The sequence below is a fragment of the Filimonas lacunae genome, from assembly GCF_002355595.1.
In the GTDB taxonomy this organism is placed as follows: domain Bacteria; phylum Bacteroidota; class Bacteroidia; order Chitinophagales; family Chitinophagaceae; genus Filimonas; species Filimonas lacunae.
The window spans coordinates 7,582,468-7,600,054 of sequence record NZ_AP017422.1; the positions used below are offsets into that span (position 1 = coordinate 7,582,468).

Below are 17,587 nucleotides of genomic sequence, written 5' to 3' on the forward strand. Positions count from 1 at the left end.
TGCTAACTTTACTATGCTCACCCAACCGCTAAACCTTCATTAATAAGATTGTAAAATTATTATGTATGCCTATAGAACCGTATGGAATAGGTGGCACTGAAGTTAAAACAGATGCCTTTGAAGCGTTTGCGGATATACCGCAAAATAGGGTGTTGCTAGCCGAAAAACTCACCGACGACCCGCCTGTGAAACCCGAAATAGTAGAAGGTATAACAGATGTGGAAGGTGTGTTTCGCCGTTATGCGCCTAACGTTCAGATGGAGTTTGAAACCGAAGAAGGTGCCTTGAAAAAAGAAACCTTGCGTTTTCACGGGTTGGAAGACTTTGGAATGAAAGGTATCACCGCGCAAAGCCCTTACCTGAAAGAGCTGGATATGAAAAATCAGCAGTATCAGAAAATTGTAAAGCAGCTGAAAACCAATAAGCTGTTAAAGCAGGCTCTTGCCGATAAAGAAACGAAAAAGAACCTTCTTGCTTCTTTGCACCTGTTAATACAAGAGCTGGATACAGCCAGATAACAACAAACTAAAAACACCTACTATTAAAAAACTTTACTCTTATGGCTACAGAACAAGTGAAAGCAGCCGAAGCAGTTCAGCAGGAAGCTTCAACCTATAAAACCATTGTAGAAAGTGGCGAGTCGCTCGACGCGCATTTACAAGGCCTGGCAAGGCTGGGTGGTTTTGATTTACTGGAATCTGCCATTGATGGTATCCAGAATATTAATCCGGACAGAAAAGCACGCAAAAAAATATTCCTGGAAGAGAATTCCAAAAAAGAAGAACGGGAAGCGCTGAAAAAAACATTACAATGGTGGGCAGATGTGTTGAGCGGTGCAGATGATGTTTCTGAAATTATCAATACCTGTAATGCCCGTTCCGAGCAGGCAGAGAAAGTACTGAAAGTGAATTTGAAAAACGCACTGAAGCGAACAGAAGATCTGGAACGCAGCTATCGTTCAGTGGCTTTGTTTTTCAAGAACACCGAAAGCCTGAAAGTGAAAAATGTATCTATTGTAAACGTGGAGCCGGAGCAGTTGAAAGATCTGGATAACACCCGTTTTATAGATGCGGTGAATAATGAGCTCACCAACAATTACGACCGTTTGGATTTACGGAACAACTATAGCATTTTAATATTACCTGGTTACCTCGGGGGCAATAAGGTATTGGAAAAGTGGGCAAAGATTGCACACGAAAACAAGGTAATGCTGGTGACGGATTTTGAAAACCTGGATTCGCCTGATGATGTAATGGAGTTGTTTGAAGCAGCTAACCTTACCGGAGGGGACCCCTACCGCTCCAATGTAGTGATGACTTGTAACTGGCTGGTTGGTCGTGGTAAGTTTGATGCAGTAGGTGAAGAAGATCATTTATATGTTCCACCTGCAGCAGCATTGGGGGGTAAAATCTATTATACATTAATGTCGCAGGTAACTGCTGGTAAAAAGTTTGGTGGTATTAATGAAGTGGACGGGGTGAAGTTTGATTTGAAGAAAAGCGAGATTGCCAGCCTGGAAAAATTAGGCTTGATACCCATGGTGAAAGAGTATGGAAAAGTAATGGCTTTTTCTGCTAAAACACTGTTTAATGGCGATAACCTGGGATTGCAAACCTACTCCGTGGTAAGGGTATTTGATTACGTAACGAAGGTGATGATGGACTTCTTAAACAGACGTGCCTTTGAAAACTTTACAGCCAATACACGTAAAGAATTAAACGGGCAGATTGTGAAGTTCCTGGATGGCATTACCGGCCCTAGTAAACTGATTGAAAACTTTAGTATAAAAAGATTTGAGCAGGATCCTAACCAAAAAGACAGGATATACCTGGACATACATCTGAAACCATATTTTCCTGCTAAAACTTTCATGATAAAACTGGAAGGGCAAAAAGGAGAAGAAACGGATAAAACAGAATGGATGTCGTCCTATGAACAAGATGGCAAATAGCCACGCACCATAACACCACATTCCCACTAACCTTTTTAAAGCCTGTAGCACCCTTCCTGCATTCATATTTTCTACAGTATGCATTCGCCATGAGGTGAATGTACAGGGCATCGTTTTTATTTATAATTGGTCTGATACCATTTTTTTTAAACCAAAAATGTACAACTATGTCATTTTCATTGCAACTGAAAGTGGGTGGTAAAACAGTGAATGTACTGAACTGCCACTACCAGCTGAAGCAGGAAACGGATGCAACGGGTCGTCCATCCTCTATTACCCGTGGAGGCAAAATCACGCTTACTGTTGAGTCAACAGGAGACACTACATTCTTTGAGTGGATGTGTAACAACTTTGAAAGAAAGGATGGCTCTATCGTGTTTGTGAAGCGTGATGATAAAGCCACTTTGAAAGAGCTGACATTTAAAGAGGCTTACCTGGTGGAATACAAAGAAAATTATGATTCCAGCGATCAGAATCCGGTAACAGAAACATTCACACTGAGCTCACGTGAAATAGCGCTGGGTACAGGTTCTCATGTAAATGAGTGGGTGAAAAACTAAATACATCATATCAGGATATGTATCGTAATAGTGGGCGGTGACAAGCCGCCTGCTATTTTATCATTATATGCCGGAATTCATCTCGCAAAACTTCTAAAAAACAGTATATGTCTTTCATTGCTAAAATGGATCTGGATGGCGAAAGCTCCAATATACTTTATTGCAGTTTTCGCTTTACACAGGTAACAGATGCAACGGGAAGGCCCTCTTCGGTACCCAAAGGGGGCGCTGTTACATTAACGGTAGAAAGTGCTGGTACATCCGATTTATTTGATTGGATGATCAGTCCCGATCAAACACGTAGTGGGGTGATCACTTTTTACCGGCGTGATACCATGAGTAAATTAAAAACGCTTGAGTTTACAGATGCGCATTGTATAGATTATCAGGAAGTATACCAGCACGATGGAGATTTTCCCATGCAGGTGAAAATGATATTAAGTGCAAAAGAGCTGAAACTGAACGACTCTACCTTTACAAATAATTGGCCGCAATAGTGCTAACCCATTATGCTGCTGTTAACCATAAGTGATAAATATTTTTTATGGCTCAGTTAGTTACAACCCGGATTAGTATTGATGGAAATGCCGTAGCGCAGATTTCGTCTTTTCAATTAAACCAGGGAATATTTGGACACCATACCTTTCGCCTGGTATGTCCTGCCGAATCTATAGATGGTACGTCAGGTGGCGTATTTCAAAGTTCTAAAAATTTAATGGGAGCCACTATTGCCGTTCAGGTAATGAGTGGTGCGCCAGGTGGCGGACAGCTGCAATTTGTAGGACTGATAACACAGGTAGAAACCGCCCGGTTTAGCGGTTATCTGGGCGATGTAGTAATAACAGGATATAGTCCTACTATTATTATGGATAGCGGCCCGCACTGCAAAAGCTGGGAGAAAAAAGCAGTTAAAAATATTGCACAGGATGTGCTGAAATTCTTTCCTCAAAACCTGCTACAGCCTAAGATAGCCCCTTTATATCCCGAAACATTATCCTATACGGTTCAATACAAAGAAACTGCCTGGCAGTTTTTGAGTCGTTTATGTGCTACTTATGGTGAGTGGCTGTATTACGATGGCCAAAAGCTGATAATAGGTGCACCTGCAGGTGATAAGTCCAGTGAGCTGGTATATGGAAGTGATTTAAGTCGCTTTAACATGGCATTGCAGGTAAGACCATCTAATATGCAGATGATGGCGTATGATTATATGAATCATAAAGTATACACCAGCACCCCGGAAGGGATAGAAAGCAAAGCAGGTTTGAACGATTTAGGTAAGCATGCTTTACAGGTAAGTAATGCAGTATATGCTTCGCAACCCAAAATATGGAATAATCATTTTCTTACGAATAAAAAGCAGCTGGATGATGTGGTAGCTATACGCAGCGCCATGCAAAGCAGCAACCATGTGCGGTTTAACGGCAGCAGCGATCACCCGGGGGTGTCGGTTGGTGGTAAAATAACTGTACGTGGTCAAAACGTATTTGACTTGTCTTCTGAAAGTTATGGCGATTACACGGTGATTGGTGTAAATCATTTTTTTGATGGGCAAGGCAACTATACCAACGATTTCGTAGCAATACCTGCCAGCGTAAAGCTGCCCCCCGCAGGTATTTACGGAGAGCCGGTAAGTGAAACGCAAAGCGCTATTATTACAGACAACTACGATCCTAAAGGGTTAGGCAGGGTACGTGTGAAATTTCATTGGATGAATGGTAGCGAAAAAACGCCATGGATAAGAGTAACCAGTCCGCATGGGGGAGGTGGTAAGGGCATGTTCTTTATTCCGGAAGTGGGTGAAGAAGTGATTGTAGGATTTGAAGGAGATAGTGCGGTAAAGCCTTATATCATAGGAACGGTTTACCATGGCCAGGCTAACAATACATTTAGTAATGGTGGCAATGACGTAAAAGCATTGCAAACCCGTAGTGGTAATAAGATAGTGATGAATGATGCAGCAGGTAGTGTATTTGTGGAAGATAAAGATGGTAATAGTATGTTGATAGATGGCGCAGGTAAAATAGACGTGCTGTCAAAAGAAGAGATTTCCATGACCTGTGGAGAATCGAAAATAGTAATGAAAAAGGATGGCACCATTACTATCACCGGAAAAACCATCACATCTACAGCTTCGGACGAAGGGAAAATTGTAAGTGGCGGTGCTTCTGTAACACTTACTTCCAGCGGAGCCAAGGCTAATTTATCAGGAACAGACAGCACCGTAAATGGTAACAAGTCTGTTGTGGTAAATGGCAATACTTCTGCAACGCTATCCAGCAGTAAGGTTTCTGTGAATGGTAGCGCTGATGTAGGTATCACCGGTGGGTTGGTAAAAATTAATTCATGATGTTCCTAAATTTTACACATGGCTGCTTCTACTTCAATAGCCCAGGAGTTTTATAAAGTAAGAAACGAATGGGCTAAAGCGGATAAAATACATAGCTGGAAACTGGCTATATGGTTGGCTGAATTTTCGGATGTGGATATCATGGATAAGTTTATGGAAACCGAAAGGCTGCCCATTGGCATTTTTGATGATATTTTCTTTCGTTTTGATACTGAATACAAGGGAGATAAACCGGCATTCGAACAGGCTTTATGGGAAGAGTATAAAGAATGGTTTATAAAGCCTGCCGATGAACGATACGACATGTACCAGGCATTGAAAAATGATGGCGTATTGTTACGTGATTATACACCCGATACAACGCTTACTCCTACTTTCCAGAACCTGATGAAAGAGTTGGTGCGTTTTAGAAGCTGTTTGGATGGGATGGATAAGAATACTCATTTCTGCTTATACTTTCCTCCTGGCAGGCCTGATACAGCTGCACTTTCGGGTTGGTTTACCCAAGTGTTGAAACAAGGTGTGCCTAACGAAATTCGTTTAGCCACTATCGACTTTGCACAAAAGCGCAAGGTGGTTATTACCAGCAGTGAGGTACTGCCATTGGTAATGATGCTAAATCCTGTATTAGATATGCCGGCCGCTATTGATAACGAAATGAGTAAAGGTGGTGGCAGCTATGATACTGTAAGTATAGATGCACAATATCGCAACCAGATAAGAGTGGTAATGAATGCCACCCTGAAAAAGGAAGAAGCGTTACTGAATAAAGAAGTGGATAGATTACTGACATTAAGTCGGCAAATGAAAACCTCCTCTACTGCCACAGCCACTTTGTTGGTAGCTGCGCAGGCGTATTTTACTATAGGCAGCAATGCGCTTTGTAACATGTATGCGGAAGATGCTATTAAGCAGTCGGCTGTATTAATGGAGCAAGGAGATGTCAGCGGCTATCCTACCTGGAAAGCTTGTATGATGCTGAAAGGTGCCTTGCTGATGGGAAAGCGTAACAGGAAAGCTTCACTGGAAATATATGAAGAGCTGGCTCTGGTGGCCACCGGGCAGGGAGATGCCTTTTTTATAATGGAAGGCTATCGCTTGTGTGGGCACTTGTGGTATGAAATGCGTATGTATCAAAAATCATTTGAAGTATTGTTACTTTCTATAACGGCGGGCAGCTACCTGGAGTTGGAAGTTCGCCGCCAGTCTACTTTTTTACAAGCTGCTTACCTGGCCCTTTTCGTGGGAAAAAAAATAAAAACGGAACAAGAATTACAACCCGTAAAAGAGCAGCTGGAAAGTTGGCTGGGTGAAGACTGGGCGAAATTGCTGCAGCAGGAAGGTGTGGTGAAAGCCAAAACGAAACCGAAGAGAAAACTGTTTGCATAACAGGTCCCTATAAAAAGGCCGGATGGATATAGGGCTGCTTTGCAAAAAGTCATGGACGCCGGTGTTTCTTTTGCGAATGCTATTTTCTATTACACGGATATAGAATTGTTAATCAATGATTTTGAGAAAAAATATCACGGTTTAACTGGTATGGATGTGTTTGATTGTCCTTTTATATAGTGTTGGGGTGGTGGTTACATGATAGCTGTAATTACAACAAATTACAAGTAAGACTGTTATTCTTAACAGTGGGTATTGAAAATAAGCTGGCTATGAAAGAGTATAAACAAGTGTTAGATACACATGCCGGTATGTGGGCCTTATGGAATCCAGCTATACGTAAAGACGTGCAAATTGATAAGAAAAATGCTCCTGCACAATTGGCTTTAACACAATGGATAAAACAGCAGCTGCTGGTTCCTGTTAACATAGAAAATAGTGGGTCGCTGGAATTTTGGGTACGTGTAGGCCGGGAAGCAAAATTGACTGACCGGGAGAGAAGGTATGTGGTAGTGTCATCAGCTCATTATGGAATTGTTTCAGATGGAAGACTCTGTTTAAGTGGGATTGAGTATGTCAGAGACAGAATAGATGCAGGGCATGTTTGTATAATAGATACCAATCATGCCAGGCATGTGGTAACCTTATTTATTATTGATTGGAAAGCCGAACCGGGTATGTTGAACAGCGATGGTGTGCCTTCGAGGTTAGCCCTCCCTGATTTTATTGTGCTGATTTCGCAGGCTCAGGCCGAGAAGAAATACCGTTTAAGCTTAAATACTTTTGGTTAATAAGTATTATACTTTAATACGGCCTGCCGATTTGTTTATTCTTTGTATTGCATTACTTATGTGTATCTGGTTTCACACAGGTACACTCTTTTTTTGAGATCAAATGTCTTTAAAACAGGCCTTGTTGAGGGCCACTATTGCGAAAAGGCTTTTTGTCCAGGTGGTTATAAGCTTTTAAAGTCACTTCCCTCCCCCGAGGCGTACGTTGTATAAACCCTTCCTGGATTAAAAACGGTTCATATACTTCCTCCAGCGTTCCGGCCTCTTCTCCTACAGCTGTGGCTATAGTGGTAATACCTACTGGCCCTCCCTTGAACTTTTCAATAATTACATTCAAAATGCGGTTGTCCATCTCGTCCAGGCCGTGCTCATCTACATTTAAGGCTTTCAAAGCACGTTGGGTGATCTCTAAATCAATTTTTCCATCGTTCAGTACCTGTGCAAAGTCGCGAACCCTGCGTAGTAATCCGTTGGCAATACGTGGGGTGCCCCTGCTTCTACGGGCAATTTCAGAAGCGGCTTCTTTGGAAATAAACGTGTCCAGGATAGCGGCACTTCTTTCTATAATTTTTTTCAGGGTATCTGCATTATAATATTCCAACCTGCTTTTTATGCCAAAGCGGGAAAGCAGGGGGGCTGTTAATAAACCGCTACGTGTAGTGGCGCCCACCAACGTAAATGGATTCAGGTTAATTTGAATACTCCTGGCATTAGGGCCACTATCAATCATAATGTCAATCCTGAAATCTTCCATAGCGGCGTAGAGGTATTCTTCCACCACAGTGCTCAAACGGTGAATTTCGTCTATAAATAACACATCATTAGGCTCAAGACTGGTTAAAAGTCCGGCCAGGTCTGCTGGTTTTTCAATAACAGGTCCGGAGGTTTCTTTGATATTCACTCCCATTTCATTGGCAACAATGCGGCTAAGGGTTGTTTTACCCAAGCCGGGAGGGCCATGAAATAATACATGATCTAAGGCTTCTCCGCGAAGTTTTGCCGCTTTTATGAAAATAACCAGGTTTTCGATAATCTGAGGTTGCCCCGAAAAATCTTCAATTTCCTGGGGGCGTATATTATTCTCAAACTCCTTTTCTGCAGCACTTTGAGCCCCTTTCTCGTTCTGTAAATTGGGATTGGACATGACGTAAAGTTAGCAGGAAAAGCGGGACATAAAAAAAGAGGCTTACTCCTATATATAATAGTAATAAGCCTCTTTGAATGCGGTGGTTTACAGTTAATGGTTGCGGGGGGATTTGTTTTTTGCTCAGGCCTGTATTTACTATGTTCAGCTTTTAAAAACTGCATAGAAAAGTACAATCGTCATTACAACAAAAACAAAATCCTGTTTGGTAAATGTTAGTGTAAACATACAGGGTGATTTTGTTTGTTCCCAAATATATAAAATGGAGTTAATTCATCAGTTTAAAATCTCATTAAACCTGTTTGGTATTTAAACTGTTAGATTATCTTCTGATTGTTTTCGAAACCATTATTTTTACGCGAAATCTAAAGTATGGAACAAGTAGTAAACACCATTCAGGAGGTGTTCACTTCATTTAATAGGCAGTCGATACGGCGCATTGAAAAATTGCCGCAGTCAGGTAGCGACCGTATCTACTTTCGAATTTATACAGAGAGTGAGTCTTTCATTGCTACTTATAACCTGAATATCAGGGAAAACGAAACTTTTATACAGTTTAGTCAGCATTTTGTACAGGCTGGCTTGCCGGTTCCGGCAATTTATGCCTGGAATGAAGAGAAAACCATATATATACAACAGGATCTGGGTGTAAACTCGCTATTAGACAAGTTGGAGCAGCACGGGCATGGCGATTATGCATACAAGCTATTTCAGAAAAGTCTGAGTCAATTAGCCAGATTTCAGATTTTAGGACACAAGGGACTGGATTATTCTCTTTGCCTGACTGCCAAGGAATTTGGTAAACAGGCAATATTGAGCGATCTCTTATATTGTAAATACTATTTCCTGGATACTTTAAAGCTTCCCTACGATAAGCAGGGAATGTTGGATGATTTTGATGCCTTAAGCACCTATCTGACAAAAACGGAGTATAAGTATTTTATGTTCCGTGATTTTCAAAGCAGGAACATTATTGTGAACAAGGACGAAGTCTTCTTTATAGACTATCAGGGAGGTATGCAAGGGGCGCTACAATATGATGTTGCTTCTTTATTGTGGCAGGCTAAAGCAGAGCTGTCTGATGAATGGAAGAGTTATTTGCTGGACTTTTATATGGATGAAATAGACAACCTGCTGGAAAAGCCAATTGACAGGGATTTGTTTGTAAGCCAGTATAATGGTTATGTGCTTATTCGTTTATTGCAGGTATTGGGGGCATATGGATTCAGAGGCCTTTTTGAACGCAAAGCACACTTTTTGGCTAGTATACCATTGGCTTTGCGCAACTTAAAGTGGTTTGTTGAAAATAAGCGTATTGGTATTTCCTTACCGGAATTTGACAAAGTGCTGCGGATTATTGTACAGGATGAAATGATTAACCGTTTTGAGCCGGCGACAGCTACTGAAAGTACACCTTTAGTAGTGAAAGTGAACAGCTTTTCTTACCGAAAAGGAATTCCGGTCGATGTCAGTGATAATGGGGGGGGATTTGTGTTTGACTGCAGAGGGATCTTAAATCCTGGCCGTTATACAGAATACAAACCCCTATCCGGTATGGACAAAGCTGTACAGGATTTCCTGGAGCAACGTACCCGGATGAATGAGTTTTTAAATAGTGTAAAGGACATCATTGATATTAGTGTTGAAGACTACATCAGCAGGGGCTTTGAGAGTCTGATGATTAATTTTGGATGTACCGGCGGACAACATAGAAGTGTATATGCAGCTGAGCAGGTTGCCCGTCATTTACGTAACAAGTATAAAGTGAAAACGGTATTGCAACATACCAACTGCGAAAACTGGGTGAAAACGTTATGAAAGCAATGATTTTTGCAGCTGGCTTAGGCACCCGCCTTAAGCCCTGGACAGATAAACATCCCAAAGCTCTGGCATTGGTGAATGGAAAGTCCTTGTTACAGAGGAATATTGAATATTTGCAACAGTATGGAATAAAGGATGTAATTGTAAATGTTCATCATTTTGCTGATCAGATTATAAGTGCAGTTGAGGCTAATAATGGCTGGGGAAGTAGCATTACGATCTCTGATGAAACAGATGCGGTTCTTGAAACCGGGGGCGGTTTAAAAAAAGCTGCCTGGTATTTTAGTAATGAAGAGGCCAGCTTTGTTGTATTAAATGCGGATATTCTTACAGACATGGATATTGATGCCATGTTAAAACAGCATAATAAAACAAATGGACTTGCCACTTTAGCTACCAGCAGCCGTAGCACCAGTCGTTACTTTCTTTTTAATGAGCAGCAACAGTTATGTGGTTGGGAAAATGTGCAGACGGGAGAGCGAAAGATAACAAGGAATGACACTACTTTATGTCAACTCGCATTTAGCGGAATACACATTATGCATCCCCGTTTATTGTCAATGATTCAACAAACGGGAAAGTTTTCTATGGTTGAGGTGTATTTGTCTCTTGCTGAAAAAAATGCTATTTACTCCTTTAACCACTCTGGAAGTAAATTTATTGATGTTGGTAAACCTGAAAGTATTATAAAGGCAGAAGCTATCTTTCCTTGCTAAGGATATACGCTATCTGCCACTATTCTTCTTCTACCATGGCAGGTTCTTCATCTTTTAAGTATAAAGGAACCAGTTTAATTGCATGAGTGGACTGTTGTTCTTTTTCTATCAGGCCCGAATTGTAAGTTTTAACCACTCTCATACGGGTGCGTCTTGGTTTCACCACCTTCAATAACACAATACCAGTAAAGAAAAATGCTATAAGACTTGCTATGATCAATGTTGAACCATAGCGTTGTAGGGTAAAACAAAAGATGATAGGAAGAATACTGGCTATGGCAATAGAAAATGTAATGGCTTTATGCCCCATTCCACGCTCTAATAATATATGATGCAGGTGATTTCTGTCCGGGCTAAATGGAGAGCGGCGGTTTATTATGCGGATTGCAAACACCCTTAATGTATCCATTAAAGGTAGGAGCAGTATACCAAAACCTATTGCCGGTGACGCAGTTGTTGGGAATGCCTTTGCGCTTGGTGCTGCTTCAATAAAGTGAATAACAAGTATTACGTTAACAACGCCCAGTAACATGCTGCCGGTATCACCCATGAAAATTTTAGCTGGATTGTAGTTGTAGATCAAAAAGGCAATGATGCTTCCCGCCATTGTAAATCCCAGGATGGCATGAGCCATGTCCTGGGCCAGGTAAAAGTAGACGCCAAATACTGTGCAGGTTACTAATCCCAGGCTGCCTGCCAATCCATCAATACCGTCTATGAGATTAAAGGCATTAATTACAACTATAATAGTGAAAAACGTGAGTAGATAGCTTGCTGTAATATCCAATTGCCCTAAACCCAGAAAGCCGTGCATGCTTGTTATCAGCAAATTGCCTTTAAAGCATAATATCGCCGCAACAAATACCTGACCTATAAATTTTTTTATGGGAGAAAGAATAACAATATCGTCTTTCAGACCCAGAAAGAAGATGATTAAAAATGCTACCAGATAATACTGAAAAGCACGATTTTCAGTGATTGTTACTGTTAATAACATACCAATCATCAATCCGGCAAACATAGCTAAACCGCCCAAAGATGGAATAGGTGTTTTGTGTATTTTTCTTTCGTCGGGAACGTCAAACAGTTTCTTTGCTTCTGCAACCTGGATGGTTACAGGAATGGCATAAAATGTAACAATAAAAGCGATGACCCCTCCAATGATTAGCTGCTCCATGCAGTTGGCATTTAAATATGAACTAAAATTCCAATGGGGGGGAATAATTCGGTGTGCAAATTAATACCATTTGTATTATCAACCAAACATATATACCTAAAAATCAAATTCTCTCCTTTGGAGGTTTACGCGGAAACCAATTGTGTAGTAGAATACATTGGTTTTTTCTTGTTTTTGAATATTATAAGTACGATATGTGCTATTGAAATCCACAAACATGTTTTCGAAAATTTCATAAGATGCGTTAAAACCTAATGTTACACTATTAACCGGAGTGCCTGAGCCTATAAATAGTTGTTGGTCTCTTACCCTGCTTTCATAGTTTAAGAACAAATTGGACCCGAAATTATAACCAGCAGAATCCAGACCTTGCTTGTATGCAATGATTTTCCCTTGTAAGTACAACTTTGGAAGGGGCTGATATTTAGCCAGTAATATAAATTCTTTGAAATTTGCTCCAAGTGGATGTGCTAATGGTTGGTTGTAATGGGTGAAAGAGCCAGCACTATCATAATGGGTATATACAAAAGGACGAACAATGTTTGCTTCAGCCTGCAGGTCCAGGTTTTTAACTCCCAGCGCATCAATATATTTGACTCCTAACTGAAGTGCTTGTTTGTTCCTCCAGTCACCGCGCCCATAGTGAAGTATCTCATTCATAACCAATTCATTAATAAGAAGTTGGCCATAAAATTGCGTGCGTTTAGAAGCATTAATCTTAAAATCTAACCCTACACTGGCTTTGTCGGGGCTACCTTCATTACGTTCAATTTCCCGATAGAAGATAACAGGGTTAAGATAACTTAAGGCAAATCCATTACTGCGACCAAATGAGATGCTTTCAAATAAGCCGATGTTTATCCATTTAGCAGCCTGGAAACTCAGATGATGGGCGGCCATATATTTTTTAGGTCGTAAATTGTCTCCGTAAGCATAGGTGAAGGGTGCCGTTTGTTCAGCAAAAATATTCTGGTAATTAAACTTCCAGACACGTGTATTAATCTTAAAAAACAGGTAGCTGTTGCTGAAATCGCTTAAAAACAGGCTGCGGAAACCGTTTCCAATAAAAAGCTTGTCAAAGCCAAACACAAAATCAAAATGTTTACCGCTGTTAAAAGTAATACCTCCCCGGGCGTCAGTGTAATCGAAAGCCTTACTGCCAGTATGTTTATAATAACCTTGGCCAGGTACAGCCTGGTACTTTGCTTCAAAATCACGCACATAACCAGGATCAAGTTCCTGAGTTTCCTGTACAGAAGCATAAAAGCCTAATTTATTAGCAATAGTGCCTCTGAAACTAATACCTCTTGCGTTCACATATATACTGCCGGTGCCGTCATTCGCACTTCCATACTGGAGATTTAATAAAGGGTCAACACGTAAAGTGAAGTCTTTGCTGTTAACGGCATACATGTGACCAGGATCTTTATAAAAGGTCTTAAACACAGGTTTTTTGATGGGAAAAGAATCCAGATAGGCAGGTGCCCATTCTGAGTTGTCGAGTAAAAGCCTTTTTATGTTATACAGATCAACTTTGGATAAATCAATCGGAAGTGATGTGCCTGTTTGTATGATAGAGTCGAGTTCAGCAATCCGGGCAGTTACTTTTTGTCTGTTATAGGGTTTGGTAGTGGTATACCCCAATATAGAGTCATTCCGCAGCTTAATATCCAATCGATCTAGTAACTGGTATTGTTTTGTTCCCAGACTTATATAATCAGATTGCGAAAAAAGGGTACTGGCCATTGTTATGGCAACAGATAATAACAGTATTTTCTTTGTGCCTTGCATAAGGATTAATTCTTCAGCGGTTGCGAAGGTATTAAACCTTAATGTAAATCTTCTTTTTATCCAACAGGTATACAATCAGCCAATAAAAGGCGATCATGACAATAGCGTAAAGCAGTGAGCCATTTTTTAAGTTGGGAGAAACCGGCTTACATACATGTTCGTAAAACCATCCGAAAGGGGATAAATATACCGGATGTCCATTTTCGTTTATCCTGTCGGCAATGCGGATGAGATTAAGGATGCGTGGTAAAAAGCCGCTTAATACAAAAATGAACAATGGATTTTTGCCAAAGACATCAAAAAAACGAGTGGCAGCGCCTTTATAATTATTGAATTCTATTAGAAAAATAAGGGTGGTTAACGTAAATATAGCGAGCCCGGTTGTATATAATACATAACTGCTTGTCCATATCTTTTTGTTTAGCGGGAAGGCTGTACTCCAGCATAAACCAGCTAATGTAAGTAATACAGCTGTGATAAAAAGCCTGCTAAGCAACTCATAGCTTTTACCTTTTTGTTGAATATATTGTCCAACGAGGTAGCCAAAAATAACTTGAACAATGGCGGGCAGTGTACTGGTTAATCCTTCAGGGTCGAATGGAACCCCTTCGCCTTTATACATATGGTTGCTGCCTAAAAGCTGTAAATCAATGCGGGTGCCAAAATAGCCTTCCAGACTGTAGGGACTCCCTGAAGCGCTCAGCCAGAAACAGAGAAACCAATATGTCATGAGAAAAATTGCTCCTGTAACAAATGCCCCTCTTGTTTTTCCAAAATACACAATCAAACTGGCTAAAAAGTAACACAGGGCAATGCGTTGCAGTACACCCATAATCCGGATTTCATTCCAGGGTTTAACCACGAGTAGTCCTTCATTCCATTTTACAAAAGGGCTCCAGTTTAAGAAAAGACCTATAGCAAAGATCAATAAGGTACGTTTGATTACTTTTTTCAAAAAAATAGAAGTGCCAACCTGCTCAAAGCGGGGCATTACAAATGACATGGCATTTCCTACTGCAAAAAGGAAAAAAGGAAAAACCAGATCTGTGGGGGTACAACCATGCCAGGCAGCATGATCAAGAGGAGCATAAATATATGACCATGAACCAGGGTTATTAACAAGAATCATAAGAGCAACAGTGGCTCCGCGGAATACATCAAGAGAATAATAACGATTGTTCATGGGCAAAAACATTCTGTTTCATCTGCTTAGAAAGCCTTCTAAAAAAGATAACAAGATACCAAAATCCCTCTATATTTGCGACGATTTCATATCTGCTGCATTTGTCCCCCCTTTTGAATGAATAGTATCACTTCTTGAATGTAGCTATTTGGAGTCAAAAACCTTATCAGGCAATAATATTGCTGTGACTGAGGTAGCGAAGCTATTTCAGATAGTTCTTAGACAACACCATTATCCTATATTTTTGCTCTTTTAGTTGGAATATGATGAATATTAAACAATGTATACGCATCGCATTGCTATGTGCTTTTTTGTCAGGCGTAGGCTATGTAAATGCTCAGGATCTGTTAAAAAAGAATGATTTAAGCCAGGTAAAGGCAGATCAGCTGTCCGATGCTGAGATTGCTAAATTTTCTCAGCAACTGCAATCGTCAGGTTTAACCATTGAGCAGGCTGAGCAAATTGCTTTGGCAAAAGGGATGCCGGCTACTGAGATTAATAAACTAAAACAACGTTTGCAAACGCCAGGAACTACAAGTGGTTCTGTCAAAAGCACCAGTAATAATGGAAGTGCAGATCGTTCGGCTAATAGTAGTGAGTTTACTGCTAAAAAAGAGGATGGCAAACCTGTTGATACCCGCATTTTCGGTTCTGAGCTTTTCAGTAATGCAACCCTGAGTTTTGAACCAAATTTGAAAATTGCCACTCCTATGAATTATGAATTAGGAGTGGATGATCAGATTCAGATAGTAGTGTATGGAGTGCAGGAAACCAGCATGGATATTACCATTTCTCCTGAAGGAGTAGCCAATATCCCTAACGTTGGGCAGGTAAAATTATTAGGATTGACAATTGAAGCTGCTACCCAACGGATAAAACAGGCCATGAGTAGTACTGTTTATCCAACTTTACGTTCTGGCACTTCTAAATTGTCTGTTAGTTTATCAAGGATCAGAAGTATCAGAGTGACTATTATTGGTAGCAGCCGGCCGGGTAATTATACGCTATCTTCTTTGTCTACCGTTTTTAATGCCTTATATGCATGTGGTGGACCTGCGGACTTTGGGAGCTATCGCGAAATTGAATTAATCAGGAATAATAAAGTAGATCGCAAAGTTGATTTGTATCACTTCCTGATCAATGGTGATCAAAGTGACAATGTGCGTTTGAAAGACAATGACGTTATCAGAATTCCGGTGTATAAAAAAAGAGTTGAACTGAAAGGACAGGTAAAACGGCAAGGTATATTTGAATTGCTACCAGGGGAAACTTTTGACACATTATTACAATATGCCTCAGGTTTTACAGACACTGCATACAGAGCCTCAGTAAAAGTAACGCAGTTAACCAGCAGAGAAAAAAGTGTAAAAGATATTGAGGCCGCTGAATATGCATCCTATATTCCTCAAACCGGGGACCTATTTGTGGTAGCAAAGCTTTTAAGCCGGTTTGCTAACAGGGTAAACATTACGGGGGCCGTTTTTCGTCAAGGCTATTTTGAATTAACAGCTGGAATGAGTGTGGCTGATCTGATACGGAAAGCTGATGGCTTAAAGGAAGACGCATATGTAGCCCGCGCACAGCTGGTACGGCTTAAGGAAGACCTGACCAAAGAGTTATTGCCTTTTGATGTAAAGCTAGCACTTAATAATGATCCGGCACATAATCTGAAGTTAAAGCGTGAAGATGAAGTGATTGTCACTTCTGTTTTCGATTTAAGGGATGAATATAAAATTACTATTCAGGGAGAAATACGGGCACCTGGTGAGTACATGTTTATTGACAGTTTATCACTGAAAGACCTAGTGATTCTTGCTGGTGGCCTTACAGATGCAGCACAACCTAAGAGAGTTGAGGTTGCCCGTTTGTTAAAAAGAGACACTTTAACAGCCCAGGATGAGCGGGCCAGCGAAATATTCGAGATCATTACTGGAGACGACTTGTCTGCTGCTTCTCATAATATGCAGTTAAAGCCATTTGATGTAGTAACAATCAGAAGAAAACCGGGCTACATGTTGCTGCAATCCGTAAATGTAGGTGGGCAAGTGCAATATCCCGGACCTTATGTAATGTCTGCCAGGTCTGAAAAAGTGAGTGATCTCGTGCAACGTGCGGGAGGTTTTACTCCAGAAGCTTACCTTGCTGCATCGTACATAAAGAGATTTAACTCTGAGATGGATAAAGATATTAAGCGTGAAAAAGTAAATAAGATTCAGACTAATATGAAGGACACTACCAAGGCTGTTCTTACAGATATAGATAGAAGCTTTGACCAGATTCCTTTAAATATGGAGTACATTATGGCTCACCCGGGATCTACAGAAGACTTAGTGCTAAAGCCTGGAGATGAGTTAGTGGTGCCCAAATTTGATGCTCAGGTTCGTATTAGCGGAAGTGTATTAGTACCAACACAAATTCCTTTTGACAGAAGTTACAATGTAAGAGACTATCTGTCAGCTGCCGGAGGTACATCCGATTATGCGAGAAGAGGAAAAATTTATGTATTGTACCCCAATGGTAAAGCAGCAACTACCAAACATTTCTTAGGATTCAGGAACTTTCCCAAAGTAATGCCGGGTGCAGAAGTAGTGGTTCCTAAAAAGCGTGAAAAGAAAGGACTTTCTACTGGTGAAACCATTGGTATAGCCAGCGCACTTGCTTCATTGGCGGGCGTTGTTATTGCCGTTGTCAATTTGTCTAAGTAAAGAATTAAG

General features: G+C 40.7%; 14 protein-coding genes. 10 read left to right on the forward strand and 4 right to left on the reverse strand.

The features are described from left to right. Window positions 1–65: 65 nt before the first annotated feature. The 7 genes from FLA_RS30070 (at window position 66) to FLA_RS30100 (ending at window position 7,041) form a co-directional block, all read left to right on the forward strand. Window positions 66–518 carry a hypothetical protein gene (locus FLA_RS30070; protein ID WP_076379755.1) on the forward strand — a complete coding sequence of 151 codons (453 nt, stop codon included), beginning with the start codon at window positions 66–68 and terminating at the stop codon, window positions 516–518. Window positions 519–559: 41 nt separating this feature from the next. Continuing rightward, window positions 560–1,951, forward strand: a complete 1,392-nt coding sequence (locus tag FLA_RS30075; protein WP_076379754.1) for a DUF5458 family protein — start codon at window positions 560–562, stop codon at window positions 1,949–1,951. Window positions 1,952–2,118: 167 nt separating this feature from the next. Continuing rightward, window positions 2,119–2,511 (forward strand): type VI secretion system tube protein TssD, encoded by a 393-nt coding sequence (gene tssD, locus FLA_RS30080; RefSeq protein WP_076379753.1) that lies wholly within the window; start codon window positions 2,119–2,121, stop codon window positions 2,509–2,511. A gap of 107 nt (window positions 2,512–2,618) precedes the next feature. After that, window positions 2,619–3,008 carry a type VI secretion system tube protein TssD gene (gene tssD, locus FLA_RS30085; RefSeq protein ID WP_076379752.1) on the forward strand — a complete coding sequence of 130 codons (390 nt, stop codon included), beginning with the start codon at window positions 2,619–2,621 and terminating at the stop codon, window positions 3,006–3,008. A 47-nt stretch (window positions 3,009–3,055) separates the two neighbouring features. Continuing rightward, on the forward strand, window positions 3,056–4,861 hold the full coding sequence (locus tag FLA_RS30090) for a type VI secretion system Vgr family protein (protein ID WP_076379751.1): 1,806 nt from the start codon (window positions 3,056–3,058) through the stop codon (window positions 4,859–4,861). Window positions 4,862–4,879: 18 nt separating this feature from the next. After that, window positions 4,880–6,250 carry a hypothetical protein gene (locus tag FLA_RS30095; protein WP_076379750.1) on the forward strand — a complete coding sequence of 457 codons (1,371 nt, stop codon included), beginning with the start codon at window positions 4,880–4,882 and terminating at the stop codon, window positions 6,248–6,250. A gap of 272 nt (window positions 6,251–6,522) precedes the next feature. Beyond that, window positions 6,523–7,041, forward strand: coding sequence for a hypothetical protein (locus FLA_RS30100; protein ID WP_144264054.1), 519 nt, complete (start codon window positions 6,523–6,525; stop codon window positions 7,039–7,041). A 109-nt stretch (window positions 7,042–7,150) separates the two neighbouring features. Here FLA_RS30100 and ruvB read toward each other — a convergent pair whose 3' ends face one another. Beyond that, complete coding sequence (gene ruvB, locus FLA_RS30105) at window positions 7,151–8,185, reverse strand: Holliday junction branch migration DNA helicase RuvB (protein ID WP_076379748.1); 1,035 nt, start codon at window positions 8,183–8,185, stop codon at window positions 7,151–7,153. 372 nt (window positions 8,186–8,557) lie between these two features. On the opposite strand from ruvB, the gene FLA_RS30110 reads away from it, so the two are divergent. Further along, window positions 8,558–10,003, forward strand: a complete 1,446-nt coding sequence (locus tag FLA_RS30110; protein WP_076379747.1) for a RapZ C-terminal domain-containing protein — start codon at window positions 8,558–8,560, stop codon at window positions 10,001–10,003. Continuing rightward, window positions 10,000–10,722, forward strand: coding sequence for a nucleotidyltransferase family protein (locus FLA_RS30115; RefSeq protein WP_076379746.1), 723 nt, complete (start codon window positions 10,000–10,002; stop codon window positions 10,720–10,722). Before FLA_RS30110 ends, FLA_RS30115 begins: the two co-directional genes overlap by 4 nt. Window positions 10,723–10,741: 19 nt before the next feature. On the opposite strand, the gene FLA_RS30120 is transcribed toward FLA_RS30115, so the two are convergent. The 3 genes from FLA_RS30120 to FLA_RS30130 all read right to left on the reverse strand — a co-directional run bounded on the left by FLA_RS30120 (window position 10,742) and on the right by FLA_RS30130 (window position 14,873). Further along, complete coding sequence (locus FLA_RS30120; RefSeq protein WP_076379745.1) at window positions 10,742–11,899, reverse strand: MraY family glycosyltransferase; 1,158 nt, start codon at window positions 11,897–11,899, stop codon at window positions 10,742–10,744. 96 nt (window positions 11,900–11,995) lie between these two features. Continuing rightward, a complete protein-coding gene (locus tag FLA_RS30125; RefSeq protein ID WP_076379744.1) occupies window positions 11,996–13,690 on the reverse strand; it encodes a hypothetical protein in 1,695 nt (564 codons plus the stop codon). Window positions 13,691–13,721: 31 nt separating this feature from the next. Further along, entirely contained in the window at window positions 13,722–14,873 is a 1,152-nt protein-coding gene (locus FLA_RS30130; RefSeq protein ID WP_076379852.1) for an acyltransferase family protein, read from the reverse strand. A 263-nt stretch (window positions 14,874–15,136) separates the two neighbouring features. On the opposite strand from FLA_RS30130, the gene FLA_RS30135 reads away from it, so the two are divergent. Beyond that, window positions 15,137–17,578 (forward strand): SLBB domain-containing protein, encoded by a 2,442-nt coding sequence (locus tag FLA_RS30135; protein WP_084206274.1) that lies wholly within the window; start codon window positions 15,137–15,139, stop codon window positions 17,576–17,578. Window positions 17,579–17,587 lie beyond the last annotated feature (9 nt).